Source organism: Streptomyces rubellomurinus (assembly GCF_000961885.1).
GTDB classification, from domain to species: domain Bacteria; phylum Actinomycetota; class Actinomycetes; order Streptomycetales; family Streptomycetaceae; genus Kitasatospora; species Kitasatospora rubellomurina.
Genome location: NZ_JZKH01000004.1, coordinates 75,607 through 95,069, shown reverse-complemented (window position 1 = coordinate 95,069; position 19,463 = coordinate 75,607). Strand labels below are relative to the sequence as shown.

Genomic DNA, 19,463 nt, shown 5'->3' with positions numbered 1-19,463 from the left:
TCTCAATTCGTGCAGGTAATCAACAGGCCGATTCCGGTCACGGTGCCCGCCACAATGATCAGGTCCACTGCAGTCCGAACGGCCCGGAACTTCCGCTCGGCGAGTTCGGCCAGCCGCCGCAGGCGCTGCACCTCCATTTCGATCAGGGCCGCCCGCTCCAGAGTCGCCAGGTCGGCGACGGTGCTCATCGACCCGGGACCCGGCCGAAAGAGCTCCGACTCGACCAGCGACCGACCCTGCGGTGTCACCGGCCGGATGGCAAGAAGCGCAGCCGCCGCAGCAGCGAGCAGGAGCACGCAGCCACCCAGCACCGCCGCGGTCAGCAGCACTGATCCCGTGGACCAGAGCGGGACGGCCGCCACCGTCGCGGCCAGCGCGCCGCTGGCCAGCCCACAGAGCGCGGTAGCCTTCCCGTCTGCACGCTGGAGCTCCACGAGCACCGCCGCAGACCTAACGCCGAGCACTGCTTCCAGCGGAACGGGCGAGGGATCGGCAGTCCCACTGTTCGAATCCGGCATGGAAACCCCCTGAAATGGTCGGACGATTCGGTCATCACCACTCTCCAGGAGGCGGGTACCGGCACAAGCCCGGTACTGGGCGCCGCTGCTGTTCGCTGCGCCACAACGGTGTGTCTCGACCCACCGGAGCAAGCCGTTGACCACTGTCTACAGTCCCGCAGGGATCTTGCCGTCGCATACAATTCACGTGAATTCACTCGCGCTTCCTTCCGCACCGATCCGCGCGAACCTGTCGGACAACGGCCGGACTTCGCTCTCGCGCCAAGGTCACGAACCCACGTAGCCGGTGGGTCAATCAGCCAGCGGGACAATCTTCTGAGGGCCGGCTCGAGACAAGAAGGCACCAGTGGATGCGTCCGGAAGCCGAGCGAGGCTGTGCGGGAAAAGCCGAACGTGCGACCGAAACGGTAGCGGGCCAGTGGACCGGGATCTCCACTGGCCGCACCTCAGAGGCAGAACAGCTAGCGACCTGCTCGAAAGGTCACGGTGGCCTGATCCACCGGGGTGGGAAGCATTGGCCGGGTCCAGAAGCCCGACTAACAACTGCGTGCTCGGACTCACCGGGCACGCCACGGTCTACCACCCCGCCCCAGATGTCAGAGTGTTACCCCCAGCCCAGGTCGGGGCCCGACAGCTCCTCATCGTCGATCACCCGCCGATGCTCGTACGGCCTCACCCGGAGGACATCTCGGTGCCTCAGCAACCGCTGATCGTTCCCAGGGCTACACCGGCAGGTCCAGGATCGCCGAGGCGAAGGCCTCGGGGGCCTCCTGCGGGACGTTGTGGCCCACGCCGGGTAGGGTCCGCACCTCGCACGGCCCGGTGAAGCGCTCGGTGCCGGTCTGGTCCGCGGCGGGGATCACGCCGTTCTCCTCACCGACCAGCACCATCGTCGGCGCCACGACGGGCGGCCGTCCGGCCAGCGCGTCCTCCAGCTCCTGATAGCGCGGATCGCCTTCGACCAGGCCGAAGCGGTGGCGGTAGGAGTGGATCGTGACCTCCACGAAGTCCGGGTTGTGCAGGCTGGGGGCCGAGGCGGCGAAGGCCTCCCGGGCCTGCGGCCAGGTCGGGGACCAGAGCCGCCAGAGCAGCCCGCACAGCTCCTCACGGTTCCGCTCCAACCCCTGGCGGCCCCGCTCCGAGTGGAAGTAGTACTGGTACCAGAGGTTGCGCTCCGCCTCCGGTGCGGCGGGCTCCGCGGCACGCGCGATGTCCTGGACGGTGTAGCCGCCCGCCGCGACCAGGCCGTGGATCCGCTCCGGCCACAGCGCCGCCGCCGCACAGGCCGCCCGCCCACCCCAGTCGTAGCCGGCGACCACGGCCCGCTCGATCCCCAGGGCGTCCATGAACTCCACCAAGTCCTGCGCGAGCGCGGCCTGCTGACCGCTGCGCGGGGAGTCGTCGGCCAGGAACCTGGTCGGCCCGTAGCCGCGCAGGTACGGCGTCAACACCTCCCGACCGGCCTCGGCGAGCAGCCGCGCCACCTCGTCGTACGCCCGCACGTCGTAAGGAAAGCCGTGCAAGAGGATCACCGGAGGATCGGTCTCCCGGCGCCGCCCGCCGGTCCGGTGGTAGGCGATCTCCAGAACGGGTGTCGCCACCCGGTGCAGCTCGTACGCCTCTTCGGCAGTCGCAGTCATCCGATCATGCTCGCACGCCCGCTGCACCGCCCGGTCCCGCTCGCCACGGATTCGCCGGACCGCCGCCGTCCGCGCCCTGACCTGCCGGGTTCGACAGGGCTGCGCCCAACGGAGCAGGGTGGTCCCGAACACGGGATGCGGGCGACTGCGGGGGCGGGGCCGCAGGGCACGACGAGGATCAGGAGCAGCAGTGGGCGAGCGCAGCGGGATCGAGTGGACGGAGGTGACGTGGAACCCCACGACGGGGTGTGACCGGGTGTCGGCCGGCTGCGACAACTGCTACGCGCTCACCTTGGCGAAGCGGTTGAAGGCCATGGGCGCCGCGAAGTACCGGAACGACGGCGATCCCCGGACCTCGGGACCGGGCTTCGGTCTCACCCTTCACCCGGACACCCTACGGGCGCCTTACGGCTGGCGCGGTCCGCGGACGGTCTTCGTCGACTCGATGTCCGACCTCTTCCACGCCCGTGTCCCGTTCGACTTCGTCCGCCGGGTCTTCGCGGTGATGGCGGATACACCTCAGCACACGTACCAGGTGCTCACCAAGCGGACCCGCCGACTGCGGCGCGTGGCGGACCGGCTGGAGTGGCCGTCCAACGTCTGGATGGGCGTGTCAGTGGAAAGCTCCGAAGAACTCGGCCGGGTCGACGACCTTCGAGTGGTTCCCGCCGCCGTACGATTCCTTTCCTGCGAGCCACTGTTGGGCCCCTTGGACGGTCTGGAGCTGGACGGCATCCACTGGGTCATCGCGGGTGGGGAGTCCGGGCCCGGCCACCGCCCCATGGAGGTAGCCTGGGCCCGAGGCCTTCGCGACACCTGTCACCGGGAAGACGTGGCCTTCTTCTTCAAGCAGTGGGGCGGCCACACGCCCAAGGCCGGCGGCCGCCTGCTCGACGGGCGTACCTGGGACCAACTACCGCTCCCGGTCAGCGTCTGACCGCCGGGCGCAGCTCCAGATTCTTGATCCTCGACGTCTTTCCTCCCTTGGCAATGAGACCTGCCTCGTCCAGTTGCCGAATTGCCTTGCCGACGACGGTTTCCGGTACCTGGCCGTAGTAGTCACCGAACACCTGGACCGTGTGGTCCACCAGCTTGAACGATCTCCCTCGCTGCAGCAGCGTCCGGATGTTCTCGGCGATGACCGGTACCGCTTCCTTCTGCACCTGCGCCGGATCCGGCCGTTGCAGGGTCGCGATCGTGAACAGGGCGTTGTCGTGGGCCTCCTCCTGCAGTTCGACGCCCTCCCACCAGGTGTCGCGGGCACGGGCGTGCGCGTCGCCGAAGACCCAGAGGCCGTGGTTGCTGCGTGTTCCGAACACCAGGTTATAGACCGCCTTCTGGCCCGGGCCCTTGGTGACCGGCACCGACACCATGCGCATGCCGGTCGCCTTCCCCAGGCGCAGGCTGTACTCGCCGGCCACCTTCTCGTCCGCGTCGTGGGTGTAGCCGTCTGCGAAGTACTCTCGCCACCAAGTCCCACCGCAGACCGCGTCAAGGCGCTTGTTGGTGCGTTCATAACCTTTCGGGGAGTGCGAGTTGCCGCCAATCCGGCGCACCGCCATCATGCTGAAGTTGAGTAGCAGTTCGGTGGGCGGCCAGGTGCCGGTGGTACGTCGGCGTGCGAGCACTTCGACCAGACGGTCGAAGGGGAGCGCCAGCCCACAGGGGTCGAGGAACAGGAACAACGGTCGACCCACCGCAGCAGCGAGCACATCGTCGAGCAGCCCGAGCACGTCACCGTGGAAGGCCCGCGCATCCACGCCACGGGACCGGTACTCCGCGACCAGCGCTTCGAGTTGGGTGAATGACTCCGCGGACCGCTCGGCAAAGAAACAGGTCCAGCGAACCAGACCCTTCGCCTGATGGTGAGCCGCCACCTTGAGCACCCGGTCGGCCGACCCCGGCTCGCCGTTGAGATAGCGCCCCTCCCCCGCGTACCCGTCCAGGTACACCACCTCACCGCCCGGTGAACCGGTCATCCCGCCGAACTTCGGTATGTACCGACTCAACAAGTCGTGCTTGAACTTGCTCGGCAACGCCGGCTCGACCCAGTACTCCCCCGAGGTGCCCTTCGACATCCGTCCCCTCCCGGCCCGACACCCGCACCAGTCATCGACCGTTTCAGAGTGGGCGAGGCCGGAGGGCGGCGTAAAGAGGGCGTGTAAGCCAAATGAGCGGGCCCCCCGGGGGCGGGCTCGGCCCTCGTGCCGAGCCCGGTCCCCCGGGGGCCGCTGTCAGCCGGCGAGTTCCGCCCGCAGGCGGCGGGCGGCGCCGACCAGGCTGTCCAGGGAGGCGCGGGTCTCGGGCCAGCCGCGGGTCTTCAGGCCGCAGTCCGGGTTGACCCACAGGCGCTCGGCGGGGATCGCCGCGAGGCCGGCCCGGAGCAGCTCGACGGCCTCCTCGGTGCTGGGGACGCGCGGGGAGTGGATGTCCCACACGCCCGGGCCGACCTCGCGCGGGTATCCCGCACCGGCCAGCTCGCCGGCGACCTGCATGTGCGAGCGGGTGGCCTCCAAGGAGATGACGTCGGCGTCGAGTTCGTCGATCGCGGTCATGATCGCACCGAACTCGGCGTAGCACATGTGGGTGTGGATCTGGGTGTCGGCGCGCACGCCCGAGGTGGCGAGGCGGAAGGCCGCGGTGGCCCAGTCCAGGTAGGCCGGGCGGTCGGCGGCCCGCAGGGGGAGGGTTTCGCGCAGGGCCGGTTCGTCGACCTGGACGACGGCGGCGCCGGCGGCCTCCAGGTCGGTGACCTCGTCGCGCAGGGCGAGGGCGACCTGGCGGGCGGTCTCGGCGAGCGGCTGGTCGTCGCGGACGAAGGACCAGGCGAGCATGGTGACCGGGCCGGTGAGCATGCCCTTGACCGGGCGGTCGGTCAGGTCCTGGGCGTAGCGGAACCAGTCGACGGTCATCGGGTGCGGGCGGGAGATGTCCCCGGCGAGGACCGGCGGCCGGACGTAGCGGGTGCCGTAGGACTGCACCCAGCCGTGGCGGGTGGCGAGGTAGCCGGTGAGCTGTTCGGCGAAGTACTGGACCATGTCGTTGCGTTCGGGCTCGCCGTGCACCAGGACGTCCAGGCCGGCCTTCTCCTGGTAGGCGATCACCTCGCGGACTTCGGCCTCCATCCGCTCGCGGTAGGTGTCCGGCCCGATCCGCCCGGCGTTCAGGTCGGCTCGGGCGAGGCGCAGGTCGGTGGTCTGCGGGAAGGAGCCGATGGTGGTGGTCGGCAGCAGCGGAAGGCCGAGCCGGGCGCGCTGGGCCTCGGTCCGGACGGCGTAGGGCTGGGCGCGGCGGGTGTCGCCCGGGGTGACGGCCGCGGTGCGGGCGCGGACGGCCGGGTCGCGGGTGATCGGCGAGGCGGCGCGGGAGGCCAGGTCGGCGCGGTTGGCGGCGAGTTCGGCGGTGATCGCGCCGGTGCCCTCGCGCAGGCCGCGCGCCAGCAGGGCGGCCTCGCGGGCTTTCTGCTTGGCGAAGGCGAGCCAGCGGGCGATCTGCGGGTCGATGTCGCGTTCGAGGGTGGCGTCGATCGGCACGTGCAGCAGCGAGCAGGACGGCGCGACGTCGACCCGGTCGGCGAGGCCCAGCAGGGTCGCCAGGGTGGACAGCGAGGCGCCCAGGTCGTTGATCCAGATGTTGCGCCCGTCGATCACCCCGGCGACCAGGCGCTTGCCGGGCAGCCCGCCGACCGCGGCGAGGTCGTCCAGGTTGGCGGCGGCCGGTCCGGTGAAGTCCAGCGCCAGGCCCTCCACCGGGGCCTTGGCCAGCACGGGCAGCGCGTCGCCGAGACGGTCGAAGTAGCTCGCCACCAGCAGCTTGGGCCGCTCGGTCAGCGCGCCCAGCTCCCGGTAGACCCGGGCGGCGGCGTTCAGCTCCGCCGGGGTGCGGTCCTGGACCAGGGCGGGCTCGTCCAGCTGCACCCACGCGGCGCCCGCGGCCCGCAGCTCGGCGAGGAGTTCGGCGTAGACGGGCAGCAGCCGGTCCAGCAGGGTGATCGGCTCGAAGTCCTCGGCGACGCCGGGCGCCGGCTTGGCCAGCTGCAGGTACGTCACGGGGCCGACCAGCACCGGGCGGGCGTCATGACCGAGCGCGAGGGCCTCCTTGAGCTCGCCGACGGCCTTGGCCGGGTTCGCCGCGAAGACGGTGTCCGGCCCCAACTCGGGCACCAGGTAGTGGTAGTTGGTGTCGAACCACTTGGTCATCTCCAGCGGCGCGACGTCCTGGGTGCCGCGCGCCATGGCGAAGTAGCCGTCCAGTGGGTCGGCGTCGACGGCGGCCCGGTGCCGGGGCGGGATCGCGCCGACCGCGACGGTGGTGTCCAGCACGTGGTCGTAGAGCGAGAAGTCACCGGTCGGGACCTCCTCGATCCCGGCATCGACGAGCTGCTGCCAGTTCTCCCGGCGCAGGTCGGCGGCCGCGGCCAGCAGTGCCTCGGCGGTGACGGCGCCCTTCCAGTACCCCTCGATCGCCTTCTTCAACTCCCGGCCCCGGCCCTGGCGGGGGTAGCCGTACGCGGTGGCGAGGGCCGCCGCGGCTGCGGACTTCGTGGTCAAGGGACTCTCCTTCGCGAGTCTGGATCCTCAAGCACCCGGTGGCGGCACGAGAACGCGAAGGTAGGACGAACCGGACGGGCGACCTCGGATGGGTACGGCTCCGTCAGGTATGGTCGCCGACCCGCCCACGAGGTCACCGGATGGCCGCGCGCGAACGGTCGCGCACGGGCAGTGGCAGGTCTTCGGACTCGGGGGCACGCCCGCCCTGATTCCAGGACGGACACCTACTGACCGTCGCTTCCCAGACCCGATCCGGGCCCAGTGCGTATGACGGCGGTCGTTCCCACTCACCGCTGCGGGGCAGTCCCGGACTGGCCAATGGAAAGGCGTCACCGGGTTCCCTCTTACGACGCCCCGCCTGGCGGACGGGGCGAACCAACTGCGTCGGCCAGCTTAGGGGCAAAGTCCCGGCCCGGCGCGAGAATCCGTGAGAATCCGCGAGAATCACGGAACCCGTCCACATGATGGGACGCCACCTCCCCTCGCGGGCGAGCGCCCTCGACCCGAAACCCGGTCGGGCAACCGTCCAACCGATCGGGTGAATCGGGCGACGGCCGGGCTCTGCCCGACGCCCTGCCCGGACGGGCGTCCGCGACCGCCCCGAACCCGGCCGGACAGCCTCACTCGAACGTGCACTCGCCGCCTGCGCACTGGCTTCCGGCGCTCCTCGCCGTCCCTCGCGAGCAGGTGGAGCAGCCGCTCGGCGGCGCCTCGGAGCTGCTCGAAAACGCCCGATTCGACCCGGGCTCGCCCGGGGGTAAATCCGCTTGAAGGGCGCATTCGAACAGCTCCATCATCAGACCCTCCCCGTTCACCGGCGCACGCCAACTCGGCTCGATAGAAGCCGACTTGGCAATCCTGGCAATCCCTCACCTGGAGGAGCCGTGATGCACACCCCTGCCCCGATGCCCATCGACCCCCGAGAGGAGGCGGACGCATGAGCGCCGCGACCCGAGCGACCCGAGCGGCCGGGCCGACCCCGGCGGCCGAGGCCGCCGACGAGGAGCTGCAGTGGCTGGCGGACGGCCAGCGCATCAAGGCGATCGAGGCGATCAGCGTCGGCTCGATGGCCCGCCGGCTCCCCGCCCTCGTGGTACGCGCCTTCCGGCTCGGCTGGCGCATCGACCGCGCCTCCGTCGCCCTGCTGCTGACCTCCCAGGTCGTCTCGGCCGTCCTCGGCGCGGCCGGGCTGTTCGCGACCACCGGCGCGATCGCGGCCCTGTTCGGCCCGGGCCCGATCGGCGACAAGCTCACCCACGCGGCGCCGTCGATCCTGGTGATCGCGGCGGCGGCGGGCGCCCGCGCACTGCTCGGCATCACCATCCGCACCGTCACCGTCCACCTGTCCCCCCGGATCTCCCGCGAGGCGGAGGCGGCCGTCCTGCGCGCCACCGTGGCCGCCGAGCTGACCGCCTACGACCACGCCGGCTACAACGACGAGTTGGAGGCCGCCGACCGCGGTGCCGAGGTGTGCGTCGACATCGTCGGCGAGGCGCAGAACCTGATCGCCGCACTCGCCTCCCTCGTCGGCGCCGCGGGCGTGCTGACGGTGCTCCACCCCCTGCTGCTGCCGCTCCTCGTGCTGGCCGCGCTGCCGCAGGGCATCGCGTCGGTGCACGCCGCCCGGGTGCAGTTCCTGGCGAACCGGGCCGCCATCGGCGACCGCCGGATCATGGCGAACCTGCGCTGGTACATCCACCTCAAGCGCAACGCCGACCAGGTCCGCTCCGACACCATGGGCGAGTTCCTGCTCGCCAAGTACGAGCAGGTCGGCCGGCGACTGGACGTCAGCTCCCGGCAGGCGGCGCTGAAGGGCGCCAGGGTCTCGGTGATCGGCGCCGCCGCGTCCGGCCTCGGCACCGCCCTGGTGTGGGGCACGATGCTGTGGCTGGTCAGCACCGGCCGGATGAGCCTGCCGCACGGCGGCGCGGCGGTGTTCGCCCTCGGCTCGGTCGGCACCAGCCTGCACGGCATCGTCGGCTACGGCGCCGACCTGTTCCGCACCGGCATGTACCTGGACGACTGGTCGAGCTTCCTCGACACCGCCGGCGGCCACCGGCCGCAGCGCGGCACCGCCGTACCGCCGGCACCGCGCCGGATCTCGGTGCACGGCCTGACCTACGCCTACCCCGCCTCCGAGCGCACCGCGCTGGACCGGGTCAGTCTGCACGTCGACCGCGGCGAGATCCTGGCCCTGGTGGGCGAGAACGGCTCGGGCAAGACCACCCTCGCCAAACTCCTCGCGGGCCTCTACCTGCCGGCCGCCGGATCGGTGCGCTGGGACGGGCAGGACACCCGCGACCTGGACCCGCACGCCCTGTGGCGCCAGGTCGCGGTCGTGCCCCAGGACTACGCGCGCTGGCCGCTGACCTGCCGGGAGAACATCACCCTCGGGCAGCCGACCCCCGATGGCGACGAGGCGGTGCTGCGCGCCGCCGAGGCCTCCGGGGCGGGTGAGGTCGTCGCCAAGCTCCGCCGGGGCCTGTCCACGCTCCTGGCCGTGGAGTGGATGGGCGGCGAGGAGCTGTCCGGAGGCCAGTGGCAGCGGCTGGCCATCGCCCGGGCCTTCCACCGCGAGGCCGGGCTCCTCGTCCTGGACGAGCCCACCGCCGCCCTCGACCCGCGGGCCGAGCACCGGATCTTCCGCAACCTGCGGGCCGTCGCCCGCGAGCGCGCCGTCGTCCTGGTCACCCACCGGCTCACCAACGTGGCCGTCGCCGACCGGATCGTCGTCCTCGAGGACGGGAAGGTCCTCCAGGAAGGGACGTTCGCCGAGCTGGTCGCCGACACGGGCGGCCGGTTCCGGGAACTGTGGGACCTGCAGAACGAGCGCACCGGCGTCCCCGCCCAGCGGGCCGTCCCGGCCCGGGAGACGGAGGAGCCCCTCCCGTGACCAGCCTCGGCACCCACAGGGCGCCCACGGCGTGAGCCGCCGCGAAGACGAGCACGAACCCGAGGAGGCCCGCGCGCCTGGGCCGGTGACGGGCGAGCGCGGCCACCAGAGGGGCACCGACGACCATGCCGATCGCGAAGGCCGGGGTGAGGACGCCCGCTGTCCCGACGGTGACGTCAAGATCCGAGGCGATCTCCGGCAGGAGGCCGGCGAGCATGAACTCCGAAGTCCCCATGGCGAAGACCGCCAGGGCAAGCAGGTACAGCGGCAGAGGCATCGAGTGGCTCCGGGGTGAGAGAGGAACGAGAAGGCCATCTCGTCACCGCGGCCAGCCCCGGGCACACGCGTCCCACCGCGCGAAGCGGCGCGACAAACGGCGCGACAAACGGCGCTACGAACTCAGTGGTTCGGGGGGCTGACGGCGTGACCGAAAGCCCCCACCCTGTCCGACTCAGGACTCGACATGGTCCGCACACTACCCGACCGCCGCCCGTCGAAGCACCCGGGTTTCCCGGGCATCGGCCTGTACCACCACACGTCATGCGGCCCGGTCGTCCCCCAGCACCGGGAAGCTCCCTCGCCCGCGCCGGACCTTCAGGAGCAGGACGCCGCGAGGAGGGTTTCGGCGGCGCCGGTGCGGGCGTAGAGGACGGAGCGGCCGGCGCGATGGGCGCTGACCAGACCCGCACCACGCAGCGCGGTGAGGTACTGGGACACTGCGGCCGGGGAGAGTCCGGTGCGGCGGGCCAGCTCGGTGGTGGAGGCCGGGGTCTCCAGCTCGGTGAGCAACAGGGTGCGCGAGCGGCCGAGGACGGGGCTGAGGGCACCGGCACCCGTGGCCGGCCGCTTCTCCCACAGTGCGCCCACGCCACGTGCCGGATAGGCGAGTTGCGGCGGGTCCGGCGGTCGCATCCGGGTGCGCAGGCCGGGGCCGGTGAACGCGGACGGGATCAGCAGCAGCCCCGTGCCCGCGCGGTGGCGCGGCATGTCCCGTTTCCGGCGGGCCAGGGTGAGTGCGTCGTCGTCCCAGCTCACCGAGGCGTGCAGGTCGTTGAACAGGTGCCCCGCGCCGTGTTCGGCGACGGTGCGGGCCCGGTGGAAGACATCGGCGTCCAGGACGGCCCTGATCCGCGCCCAGTACGGCGCGAGCGCCGACTCCCAGTAGGTCTCGATCTCCTGCGTCAGCCTGGCCAGCCCGGCGGGCGGGTCGGCGCGGAGGCCGAACAGCCGTGGGCCGAGGTATCCCTGGTGGCGGTCGAGGTGGTCGAGGTCCTGTCGCACCCGGTCGGCGGGCGTGGCCCGGATCGCGTCCCACTCCGCAGCCGGAGCGGGCGCCGGCTGGCCGGGAGCCGGCGTGAGGAAGTCGGGGACGTAGCCGGAGGGGCCGATCAACTCGGCCAGCCATCCTCGCTCCAGGCCGGCGGCCAGCACACGCGGCCGCACCTGCTCGACCCAGGGCCGGTGGACCGGGTGCGCGGTGGTCGACATCAGCAGCCGGAAGCTCGGCGCGACCTCCCACATCGGCGAGACGGCGAAGCGTACCTTCGCGAGATCGTTCGCCGAGAACGCGAGTTCCGCCATGACGAGCACCCCCCGGTGGATTCGGACATGTGTGAATCACTGGCCCGCCACGTTACCGTGCGCCGATCATGCCGCCATGACCTCACAGACCATCACCGCGGCGGCATCGGGCACCTGGAAGCTCGGCGACCGCACCGTCAACCGGATCGGCTTCGGCGCGATGCGCCTGACCCAGCACGGCGAGGCGTTCGCGCCCGACGCCGTCCCGCGCGACCGCGACCAGGCGATCACGGTGCTGCGCAGGGCGGTCGAGCTCGGTGTGAACCACATCGACACCGCCGCGTTCTACTTCTCGTCGCTGCGCTCCGCCAACGAATTGATCAACCGCGCCCTCGCGCCCTACCCGGACGACCTCGTCATCGCCACCAAGGTCGGCCCCGGCCGCGGCCCCTCGGGCACCTGGCTGCCGCACGCCACCCCCGAGCAGTTGCGCGGCCAGGTCGAGGAGAACCTGCGCCAGCTCGGCCGCGACCACCTCGACGTGGTCAACCTGCGCATCGTCGGCAGCGATTCCGTCGCCGAGCGCTTCGGCGCACTCGCCGAACTGCGCGATGCCGGACTCGTCCGCCACCTCGGCCTGTCCAACATCCACCCGCACCACCTCGCCGAGGCCCGGGCCATCGCGCCGGTGGTCTGCGTCCAGAACATGTACGGCATCGGTGCGGCGCCCGAGCAGCGGGAACTCCTGCGCCTGTGCGGTGACCAGGGCGTCGCGTTCGTGCCGTTCTACTCGATCGCCGGCAACGGCCGCACCGCCGGCGCGCCCGCCGACGACAGCAGGGAGGTGCGGGCCCTCGCCCGCGCCCGCGGTGTGAGCACCGCCCAGGTCCGCCTGGCCTGGACGCTGCACCAGGGCCCGCACGTCCTGGCCATTCCCGGCACCGGCGACATCGACCACCTCGCCCAGAACGTGGCGACCGGCGCCCTGCGCCTGTCCGAGGACGAACTGGCCGGCCTGGAGCCCCTCGACGCCGCCACCGCCTGACCGAGCCGCCCTCCGCCGGAGCGGCGGAGCCCCACGCCGATCAGGCGCCGATCACACGTCGATCATGGTCAGGCCCGGGTAGACGTCGGACCAGCGGTAGCGGCGGCAGTGGAAGTGCCAGTAGGCGAAGCCGGTCATGTACCGGTCGAGGTGGGGCCGTTGGTCGTCGGTGGCGAGGTCGAGGACGCTCCGGTAGGCGGCCAGGCCGCTGTCGAGGCTCCGGCGGTAGGCCGCGAGGTAGGGGATGCGTTCCTGGAGCGAGCGGCGGTGGATCCGGCTGACGGCGAAGTCCTCGCCGTGCACCGCCTCCTTGTAGAAGGACAGGACGTCGTTGACGTCGTTGAGGAAGGAGACGCCGTGGCTCAGCGCCGCCGACCAGAACGCCCGGTGGGACGAGGCCTCCAGGCAGGGGTCGGCGAACTGGAGGGTGAGGCACCAGAACTGGGAGAACCCGTTGAAGACGCGCACGAAGTCGCCGTCGACGTGGTCGGACGCGTCCGGCGTGAACTCGGCCTCCATGAGGACACCGGTGATCGCGTTGTAGAAGAAGCTCTTGAAGGCGGCGAGGAAGGTCGGATCGCAGAACCGCGCGATCTCGCCGAACATGTGCCGGATGTACCGGGTGTTCGGCGAGGACGCGGTCACCCCGGGCAGCATGCCCGCCCGCAGGATGGTTTCGGCCTCGGCACGGTCGTGGCAGCACACGTCGTCGGTGGTGGTGACGAACACCCAGATCCGGTCGACGGCGAGGGCGAGGGCGTCGTCGGCGATCGGCACCATCAGGGCCCGCATCAGCGTGATGTTGGCGGTCGTGGCGGCGGGGACGGTGACGCCGAAGGCCGCGAACTCCGCGGTGAGCACCTCGGCGTCGGCGCGGGCCTGCGCGAGGTCGGCGGACGGGTCGAAGGAATCGGTGAGGGCGATCATCCGGTCGACGAGGCCGGCGGACAGGACGTCGGCGACCATGGCGCGGTGGCGCGGGTCGGCGATGGCGTCGAGGCCGTGCCGGACGGTGAAGTCGAGGGTGTCGATGCCGGGCGGTCGCGGGTGCCTGAGCAGGGGACGGCCTGTCTGGTCCACTCGGAGTCCTTCCACGCTGGTTCCGGTCGGGCGGGTGCCGTACGGGCCTTCGGATACTCACACAGTTCGTGCCGTCCTCGGCGCGCATGAGGCGCCGTCACCCGATCGTGTCCGCGGCGCGGTCGGACCGGGCGCGCCGTGGCGGGGCGGCAGCCGGCACGGCGGTCCGGAGCGAGACGGTACAGTCCTCAACAATTGAAAAAGGAACGAAAGGAACGATGGCCATGCACGTCTTCCTCGCCGGTGGCACCGGCGCCGTCGGCCGCCTGCTGCTGCCCCTGTTACTGGATGCCGGCCACCGCGTGGCGGCCACCTCCCGTACGCCCCGCGGGATCGCCTGGCTGCGCGCCCAGGGCGCCGAAGCCGTCCGCCTGGACATGTTCGACCGTGCGGGCGTGCTGGACGCCGTGGCCGCCGCGGCGCCCCAGGTGATCGTCCACCAGCTGACCGCACTGGCCGACGCGAACCTCGCCGACAACGCCCGGATCCGCCGCGAGGGCACCCGCAACCTGGTCGACGCGGCGCACCGGGCCGGCGTCGAGCGGATCGTCGCGCAGTCGATCAGCTGGGCCTACGAACCGGGCGAGGGCCCGGCCACCGAAGCCACCGCGCTGGACACCGACGCGCCCGAGCCCCGGGCCACGTCCGTGGACGGCGTGCTCGCGCTCGAACGGGCGGTGGCCGAGCTCCCCGAGCACGTGATCCTGCGGTACGGCATGTTCCACGGACCCGGCACCTGGTACGAGCCGGACGGCCCGGTCGCCGGCCGCCTGCGGCGCGGCGAACTCGCCGCGGACGGCTCGGTGACCTCGTTCCTGCACGTCGCGGACGCGGCGAGAGCCGCACTCGCCGCGCTGGACTGGCCGAGCGGCGTGGTCAACGTGGTGGACGACGAACCGGCCGCAGCGCACGACTGGATGCCCGTGCTGGCCCGCGCACTCGGCGTACCGGCGCCCGCCCCTAGCCAGGGACGGCCGGGCTGGGCCCGCGGCGCGGACAACACCCGCGCCCGGACGGCCTACGGGTGGCAGCCGCGTGAGGGTTCGTGGCGCGACTGCTTCGAGCGCCTGGCGGCGGACCGGCCCACCGTGCCGGTCACCGCCCACGCCGGAGCCGCCCGCTAGCGCCGGCGGTCGGGGGCGGAGGGACGTGCGACCCTCCGCCCCCGACCCGATCCGGACGGCGGCGACGGCGACGACGCGGTACTCGGCACGGCCAGGGTCGACCTCGCTCTCGACCTCGGGCCGGCACGCTGGCTCACTATCCACTCAAATCATGACCGCCGAACAACAATTCGTGCCACGATTCCATCGCCCCCGAACAGCGGGGCCTCAGCGAGGGGGTGGGTTGTGATCACGATGATCGCCCTATCGGCCGGACTCGTCGCCGCGACCGTGGTGGCGGGCCCGCGGGGCACGGCCACTGCGGGGACCCGAAAGGGAAAAGGGGACCCGAAAGGGAAAAGGAAAAGTGGGAAAAGAGGTGGAGATAGGATTCGAACCCATGTAAACGGCCCTGCAAGCCGCTGCCTCACCGCTCGGCCACTCCACCGCGGCAACACCGGGAACACTACACAACTGTGGAACACGAACCTTTACGGATCACACACAGGTCACCCGAAAGGCCCCACCCGCGACGCATGAGCGACTGACACTTCCGCGCCCGGGTCCGGACAGGAAATCGACCTCGTTCGGCCACGATCCTCCGGAAACCGGACACTTCGGGCCATCACCGGTCCCGGAGGTGTGACACGCCGGGACGGCCGGGCACGCTGCGGGCCGAGCCGATTCGCCCGCACGACGCCAGGAGTGGGACATGTTCCGCAAGGTCCGCGCCGCCAGGATCACCGCCGCCGCTGCCACCACCGCCCTCGCCGTGAGCCTGGGCCTGGTGGCCGCGCCGTCCGCCTCGGCGGCCGACAACTGCTGGCCCGGGGAGAGCAACCGCTGGTACTGCTACAACGTGCCCGGCTCCCCGGTCTACGGCACGGTCGGCAACAACCACCTCTACCCGGACCCGAACACCGTCGTCGGCTACATGAACTCCAACCCCAGCTGGTTCTGGTGCAAGGAGGACAACCAGGCCTGGGTCGGCGGGCCGCACCCGACGCGCTGGCTGATGACCGTCGCCGACAACGGCCGGCTCGGGTTCATGAAGGACACCGCCATCGTCAGCGAGACCGATCCCGTCCCGGACTGCTGACCGGGAGGCGGCGGCGCGGGTGCGACCTCCCGGCCCATGTTCCTGACAGCGGTGACCAGTTCGTCGTTTCCCTGAACGGCGTCGGTCCGCGAGTGGAACGATCAGGGACATGACCACACCTGAGAACGCGGGGAGCGACTACGACGTCGTCATCAGCGGGGCCAGTCTCGCCGGGAGCGCCGCGGCGATCCTGCTCGCCCGGCGCGGCGCCCGCGTCGCGCTGCTGGAGCGCCGCTCGGATCCCGCCGCGTACCGGGTGCTCTGCACCCACAACGTCCACGCCTCCGCCTACCCGGTGCTGGACGAACTCGGCCTGCTGCCCGCGATCGAGCGGGCCGGGGCCGTCCCCAACACGGCCCGCTGGTACACCCGTTGGGGCTGGATCGAGCCGACCGACGTGCTGGCCGGGCCGGGGCTGCCGTCCGGGTACAACCTGCGGCGCAGCGTCCTCGACCCGATGATCCGGGCCCGTGCGGCGCAGACCCCCGGCGTCGAGCTGCTGCTCGGCCACCAGGTGACCGGGCTGGTCCGGGAGGCCGGGCGGACGGTGGGTGTGCGCGTGTCGACACCGCAGGGCGAGCGGGAGCTCCGGGGCCGGCTGGTGGTCGGCGCCGACGGCCGGGACTCGGCCGTGGCGAAGTTCGCCGGGGTGCCCGCGCGGGCGTACGAGAACGCCCGGTTCGGCTACCTCGCGTACTACCGCGACCTGCCGCTGCCCGACGACATGACGCGCGCCTGGTTCCTCGAACCCGACATGGCGTACGCGTTCCCCAACGACGACGGCGTGACGGTCGTCGCGGTGCTGCCGCACAAGAAGCGGCTGCCGGGCTTCCGGGCGGACCTGGAGGGCAGCTTCGACGCGTTCGTCCGCGCCCTGCCGGGGGCGCCGGACATCGACTCCGCCGAACGGATATCGAAGATCATCGGGATGCTCGACTACCCGCTGCGCGAGCGCGAGCCGATCGCGCCGGGCATCGCGTTCATCGGCGACGCCGCCCTGACCGGGGACCCGGTGTGGGGTTCGGGCTGCGGGTGGGCGCTGCAGTCCGCGAAGTGGCTGGCGGAGGCGGTCGCCCCGGCCGTGACCGGTCGGGGCGACCTCGACCCGGCGCTCGCGGAGTACGCGCGGACGCACCGGGAGCGGATGCGCCGTCAGAAGGACCGGCACATCAGCTTCGCCACGGGCCGCCCGCTGAACCCGCTGGAGCGGCTGATGTTCGCGGCGGCGGCGCGCGACGAGTCGATGGCGCGGCACATGCACCGGTTCCAGACCCGGGCGATCGGTCCGCTGCGCTTCCTGAACCCGGTGGCGCTGGCGCGGGCCGCGGCCGTCAACCTCAGGTCCGGCGGGCCGGCCGTGCCGCACGTGCGCCCCCGTCGTGGCGCCGGAGCGGCTTCACGCTGAGGCCGCGCGGTCAGTGCGGGTGGACGACCGCGACCAGGTACTCGGCCTCCACCCGCACCCCGGTCCCGTTCCCGTCCTCGGTCCCGTCCCGGGGCTGCCGGTTCCACTCGGCGAACACCGTCGCCAACTCCTCGTGCAGCGCGTCCCAGCGGCCGGTCGCGACGAGGCGCGCCCGCTCGACCTGGACGTGCCCGGCCGCCCGGATCCAGAAGCCGGCCGCCTCCGCCGGCGACCCGAACGCGAAGGCGATCCGCTCCACCGTGCAGGTGGGCTCCCCCGGGAAGAGGGTGCGCAGGAACTCCGGGTCGCCCCAGCGCGTCGGCGGCTGCCCGCCGGGCGGCGGCGGGGGCAGGAAGCGGCCGAACACGTGGTTGGTCGCGGCCATGAACCCGCCGGGGGTCCAGGCCGCCGACACCACCCGACCGCCGGGCGCGCAGCAGCGGATCATCGCGTCCGCGGCCGACCGGGCGTGCGGGGCGTACATGGCGCCGAAGACCGAGAGCACCCGGTCGTAGCGGCCGGTGATCCGTTCCGCGTCCAGCTCCTGCCAGACCACCGGCAGGCCCTCGGCCGCTGCCCGTTCGGAGGCCAGCGCCAGCAGTTCGGGGGTCGGGTCGGCGCCCGTGACCAGGGCTCCGCGGCGGGCGGCGGCCAACGCGGCGTTGCCGGTACCGGTGCCCACGTCCAGCACGCCGGCGCCGGCGGTCACGCCGGCCAGTCGGACCACCTGCTCGGCGACCGGCGCCAGCCGGTGCGCCATGGCGGGATAGTCCCCGGCTGCCCAGGTCGACGGGCCGGCGGGGGCAGGGGTAGGGGTGCGGGCGTCGGTCACGTGCGGACTCCTCAGCGGCTGGATCGGCTCTCGCCCGAGCTTCTCGGGATAGCGTCGGCGCCGGGAAGTACCGAAACAGTACTGGGGGGTTGTGGGTGGAGCAGGGCATCGAGTACTGCCCGGTCTCGGCCGGGGTGCACGCGGTCGGCGACCGGTGGACCCTGCTGATCCTGCGGGAACTGCTGATGGGCTCACACCGGTTCAACGACATCCACCGCGGGTTGCCCGGACTCAACCGGACCCTGCTGGCCGGTCGGCTGCGCCGGATGCGGGCCATCGGGCTGCTGGAGCACGGGCCCGACCGGGCGGGCCGGCCCGCATACCGGCTGACGGCGGCCGGGGCCGCACTGGAGCCGCTGGTGTGGCAGCTCGGTGACTGGGCGCGGCAGTGGTACTTCGGCGAGCCCGCCGCGGAGCAGGTGGATCCGGGGTGGCTGCTGTGGCGGCTGCGGCAGTTCGTCCGGCCGGAGGCGCTGCCGCAGCGGCGGGTGGTGGCCGAGTTCCGGTTCCAGGACGGGCCGGAGCAGCCCCGCGAGCCGGTCTGGCTGGTGCTGACGCCCGGCGAGGCGAGCGTGTGCCGGGTGGCGCCCGGGCCGGAGGCGGACCTGTGGGTGACGGCGGAGCTGCGGGCGCTGCACCGGGTGGTGGCGGGCACGTTGGCGTTCCCGGCCGCGGTGCGGGACGGCAGCGTGCGGCTGGCCGGGGACCCGGCCCTGGCGGACGGGTTCCCCGGCTGGTTCGCCTGGCGCACGCCGCAGGCGTCGTGAGCGGCGGACGGCGGCGTCGCCGCTTCGGCCGGGCCGAAGCGGCGACGGGCCGCCCGCCTACCGCGGGGCGGGCGTCAGCAGCTGGTGTTGGAGCTGATCATGATGCCGGTGAGGGTTCCGCTCGACCCCAGGCTGTTGTAGGGCTGGCTCGCGTTGGTGAGGCACTCGTAGTCCAGCGGGCCGCCGCCGTGGTCGATGCGCAGCCACACGGTGTCCTGGTTGCGGGTGTTGACGACGCTGAAGCCCGGCCCGTGGTACGTGCTCTGGTAGTAGCTGGTGATGTCCCGGAACTCGGCGACGATGGTGCTGCTGTCGGGGCCGGCGTAGATGCACACGTACGGGTAGGGGCAGCCGTCCTGGGAGTCGGCGTGCGCGCCCGTGGCGCCGACCAGGGACGTGGTGAGCATGGAGAGGCCGACGGCGCCGGTGGCCGCCAGCTTCTTGAGTCCGTTTCGCATGGGGTTCCTCTTCTGTGCAAGGGGGAGCAGGGGAGAGCAGGGGGAATCGCCCGCCGGTCCGGCGGAGTGGTGTAACTCGGGCTCCGCCGTGGTCAGCTGTAGGTCGGGACGAACGGCTTGCAGGCGCCGTTGGGCCCGGCGTACGAGTCGTTCCAGTCGTAGTTCATCAACTTGCTGCCGGTCGCCGGACCGACGACGCCGTCCGCCTGGCTGCTGCCGAGGACGACCTGCTGGAACTCCCGCACGGCGCCGTCGGTCTGCGGGCCCCACTGGCTGTCCTCGCCGATGGCCGCCTCGCCCGCGGCCCGCCGGTAGTCGTTGACCAGGTGCTGCACGCACCACACCCCGGTGCCCGAGGTGGTGTGGCCGTAGCCGAGCCAGGCAGCGGTGGTCGACGCCTGCGCGGTGCCGGCCAGCGCCGCGGTGGAGAGCGTGAGGGCGGCCGCCGCGACCAGGCCGCGGCGGATCGACTTCTTGAGCATGGTGGTCCTTCTTCGAGGGCGGTGCGGGCGGTTCAGGTCGTTCGGCCCTGGGGAGCGCGCTGCGAATTCC

At 72.2% G+C, this 19,463-nt stretch carries 16 protein-coding genes, 1 tRNA gene, 1 pseudogene and 1 riboswitch; of the genes and pseudogenes, 7 read left to right on the top strand and 11 right to left on the bottom strand.

Translation table 11 applies throughout. The features are described from left to right. Nucleotides 1–2: 2 nt before the first annotated feature. Together VM95_RS03560 and VM95_RS03555 are read right to left on the bottom strand one after the other, a co-directional pair. Nucleotides 3–518, bottom strand: coding sequence for a Pycsar system effector family protein (locus tag VM95_RS03560; RefSeq protein ID WP_157881983.1), 516 nt, complete (start codon nt 516–518; stop codon nt 3–5). Nucleotides 519–1,240: 722 nt separating this feature from the next. After that, the gene (locus VM95_RS03555; protein WP_045692504.1) at nt 1,241–2,158 is read right to left on the bottom strand and encodes an alpha/beta fold hydrolase; all 918 of its coding nucleotides are present in this window, start codon (nt 2,156–2,158) and stop codon (nt 1,241–1,243) included. Nucleotides 2,159–2,348: 190 nt separating this feature from the next. Between VM95_RS03555 and VM95_RS03550 the strand changes: the two genes are divergently transcribed. Beyond that, nucleotides 2,349–3,095 carry a DUF5131 family protein gene (locus VM95_RS03550; protein ID WP_045692503.1) on the top strand — a complete coding sequence of 249 codons (747 nt, stop codon included), beginning with the start codon at nt 2,349–2,351 and terminating at the stop codon, nt 3,093–3,095. Here VM95_RS03550 and tcmP read toward each other — a convergent pair. Further along, nucleotides 3,085–4,236 (bottom strand): three-Cys-motif partner protein TcmP, encoded by a 1,152-nt coding sequence (gene tcmP, locus VM95_RS39895; protein ID WP_052707118.1) that lies wholly within the window; start codon nt 4,234–4,236, stop codon nt 3,085–3,087. The genes VM95_RS03550 and tcmP overlap by 11 nt on opposite strands. 156 nt (nt 4,237–4,392) lie before the next feature. Further along, nucleotides 4,393–6,708: a 5-methyltetrahydropteroyltriglutamate--homocysteine S-methyltransferase gene (gene metE / locus VM95_RS03535; protein WP_045692502.1), complete on the bottom strand. Its 2,316-nt coding sequence runs from the start codon at nt 6,706–6,708 to the stop codon at nt 4,393–4,395. Between the two features lie 156 nt (nt 6,709–6,864). Beyond that, nucleotides 6,865–7,104, bottom strand: a riboswitch (cobalamin riboswitch). A 541-nt stretch (nt 7,105–7,645) separates the two neighbouring features. Between metE and VM95_RS03530 the strand changes: the two genes are divergently transcribed. Then, on the top strand, nt 7,646–9,601 hold the full coding sequence (locus tag VM95_RS03530) for an ABC transporter ATP-binding protein (protein WP_045692501.1): 1,956 nt from the start codon (nt 7,646–7,648) through the stop codon (nt 9,599–9,601). 19 nt (nt 9,602–9,620) lie between these two features. Here VM95_RS03530 and VM95_RS39890 read toward each other — a convergent pair. Together VM95_RS39890 and VM95_RS03525 are read right to left on the bottom strand one after the other, a co-directional pair. Further along, nucleotides 9,621–9,878: pseudogene (locus VM95_RS39890) on the bottom strand (MFS transporter); the annotation flags it as partial. A gap of 317 nt (nt 9,879–10,195) precedes the next feature. Further along, nucleotides 10,196–11,182 (bottom strand): ArsR/SmtB family transcription factor, encoded by a 987-nt coding sequence (locus VM95_RS03525; RefSeq protein ID WP_045692585.1) that lies wholly within the window; start codon nt 11,180–11,182, stop codon nt 10,196–10,198. Nucleotides 11,183–11,258: 76 nt separating this feature from the next. Here VM95_RS03525 and VM95_RS03520 point away from each other — a divergent pair, with 76 nt between their 5' ends. Beyond that, nucleotides 11,259–12,167 (top strand): aldo/keto reductase, encoded by a 909-nt coding sequence (locus VM95_RS03520; RefSeq protein WP_045692500.1) that lies wholly within the window; start codon nt 11,259–11,261, stop codon nt 12,165–12,167. A 51-nt stretch (nt 12,168–12,218) separates the two neighbouring features. Here the strand turns inward: VM95_RS03520 and VM95_RS03515 are convergent, their stop codons facing one another. After that, nucleotides 12,219–13,247, bottom strand: coding sequence for an isoprenoid biosynthesis enzyme family protein (locus tag VM95_RS03515; protein WP_052707117.1), 1,029 nt, complete (start codon nt 13,245–13,247; stop codon nt 12,219–12,221). 218 nt (nt 13,248–13,465) lie between these two features. Here VM95_RS03515 and VM95_RS03510 point away from each other — a divergent pair, with 218 nt between their 5' ends. Then, nucleotides 13,466–14,371: an NAD-dependent epimerase/dehydratase family protein gene (locus VM95_RS03510; RefSeq protein ID WP_244178606.1), complete on the top strand. Its 906-nt coding sequence runs from the start codon at nt 13,466–13,468 to the stop codon at nt 14,369–14,371. Nucleotides 14,372–14,727: 356 nt separating this feature from the next. Here VM95_RS03510 and VM95_RS03505 read toward each other — a convergent pair. Then, nucleotides 14,728–14,798 (bottom strand) — tRNA-Cys (locus VM95_RS03505). 264 nt (nt 14,799–15,062) lie between these two features. Between VM95_RS03505 and VM95_RS03500 the strand changes: the two genes are divergently transcribed. Together VM95_RS03500 and VM95_RS03495 are read left to right on the top strand one after the other, a co-directional pair. Beyond that, nucleotides 15,063–15,449 (top strand): hypothetical protein, encoded by a 387-nt coding sequence (locus tag VM95_RS03500; protein ID WP_045692499.1) that lies wholly within the window; start codon nt 15,063–15,065, stop codon nt 15,447–15,449. A gap of 109 nt (nt 15,450–15,558) precedes the next feature. Continuing rightward, nucleotides 15,559–16,854: an NAD(P)/FAD-dependent oxidoreductase gene (locus VM95_RS03495; protein ID WP_045692498.1), complete on the top strand. Its 1,296-nt coding sequence runs from the start codon at nt 15,559–15,561 to the stop codon at nt 16,852–16,854. A 10-nt stretch (nt 16,855–16,864) separates the two neighbouring features. On the opposite strand, the gene VM95_RS38485 is transcribed toward VM95_RS03495, so the two are convergent. After that, complete coding sequence (locus VM95_RS38485; protein ID WP_052707116.1) at nt 16,865–17,614, bottom strand: class I SAM-dependent methyltransferase; 750 nt, start codon at nt 17,612–17,614, stop codon at nt 16,865–16,867. A gap of 167 nt (nt 17,615–17,781) precedes the next feature. Here VM95_RS38485 and VM95_RS03485 point away from each other — a divergent pair, with 167 nt between their 5' ends. Continuing rightward, entirely contained in the window at nt 17,782–18,453 is a 672-nt protein-coding gene (locus VM95_RS03485) for a winged helix-turn-helix transcriptional regulator (RefSeq protein ID WP_045692497.1), read from the top strand. Nucleotides 18,454–18,527: 74 nt separating this feature from the next. On the opposite strand, the gene VM95_RS03480 is transcribed toward VM95_RS03485, so the two are convergent. Next, nucleotides 18,528–18,911 (bottom strand): hypothetical protein, encoded by a 384-nt coding sequence (locus VM95_RS03480; protein WP_045692496.1) that lies wholly within the window; start codon nt 18,909–18,911, stop codon nt 18,528–18,530. Nucleotides 18,912–19,003: 92 nt separating this feature from the next. Further along, nucleotides 19,004–19,393 carry a peptidoglycan-binding domain-containing protein gene (locus VM95_RS03475; RefSeq protein ID WP_045692495.1) on the bottom strand — a complete coding sequence of 130 codons (390 nt, stop codon included), beginning with the start codon at nt 19,391–19,393 and terminating at the stop codon, nt 19,004–19,006. Nucleotides 19,394–19,463: the final 70 nt, after the last annotated feature.

What these genes read in the sequence shown, in the direction of transcription:
- VM95_RS03560 (WP_157881983.1), bottom strand. Translation starts at nt 518, where the DNA reads ATGCCGGATTCGAACAGTGGGACTGCCGATCCCTCGCCCGTTCCGCTG.
- VM95_RS03555 (WP_045692504.1), bottom strand. Translation starts at nt 2,158, where the DNA reads ATGACTGCGACTGCCGAAGAGGCGTACGAGCTGCACCGGGTGGCGACA.
- tcmP (WP_052707118.1), bottom strand. Translation starts at nt 4,236, where the DNA reads ATGTCGAAGGGCACCTCGGGGGAGTACTGGGTCGAGCCGGCGTTGCCG.
- VM95_RS03530 (WP_045692501.1), top strand. Translation starts at nt 7,646, where the DNA reads ATGAGCGCCGCGACCCGAGCGACCCGAGCGGCCGGGCCGACCCCGGCG.
- VM95_RS03525 (WP_045692585.1), bottom strand. Translation starts at nt 11,182, where the DNA reads ATGGCGGAACTCGCGTTCTCGGCGAACGATCTCGCGAAGGTACGCTTC.
- VM95_RS03520 (WP_045692500.1), top strand. Translation starts at nt 11,259, where the DNA reads ATGACCTCACAGACCATCACCGCGGCGGCATCGGGCACCTGGAAGCTC.
- VM95_RS03510 (WP_244178606.1), top strand. Translation starts at nt 13,466, where the DNA reads ATGGCCATGCACGTCTTCCTCGCCGGTGGCACCGGCGCCGTCGGCCGC.
- VM95_RS03500 (WP_045692499.1), top strand. Translation starts at nt 15,063, where the DNA reads ATGTTCCGCAAGGTCCGCGCCGCCAGGATCACCGCCGCCGCTGCCACC.
- VM95_RS03495 (WP_045692498.1), top strand. Translation starts at nt 15,559, where the DNA reads ATGACCACACCTGAGAACGCGGGGAGCGACTACGACGTCGTCATCAGC.
- VM95_RS38485 (WP_052707116.1), bottom strand. Translation starts at nt 17,614, where the DNA reads ATGGCGCACCGGCTGGCGCCGGTCGCCGAGCAGGTGGTCCGACTGGCC.
- VM95_RS03480 (WP_045692496.1), bottom strand. Translation starts at nt 18,911, where the DNA reads ATGCGAAACGGACTCAAGAAGCTGGCGGCCACCGGCGCCGTCGGCCTC.
- VM95_RS03475 (WP_045692495.1), bottom strand. Translation starts at nt 19,393, where the DNA reads ATGCTCAAGAAGTCGATCCGCCGCGGCCTGGTCGCGGCGGCCGCCCTC.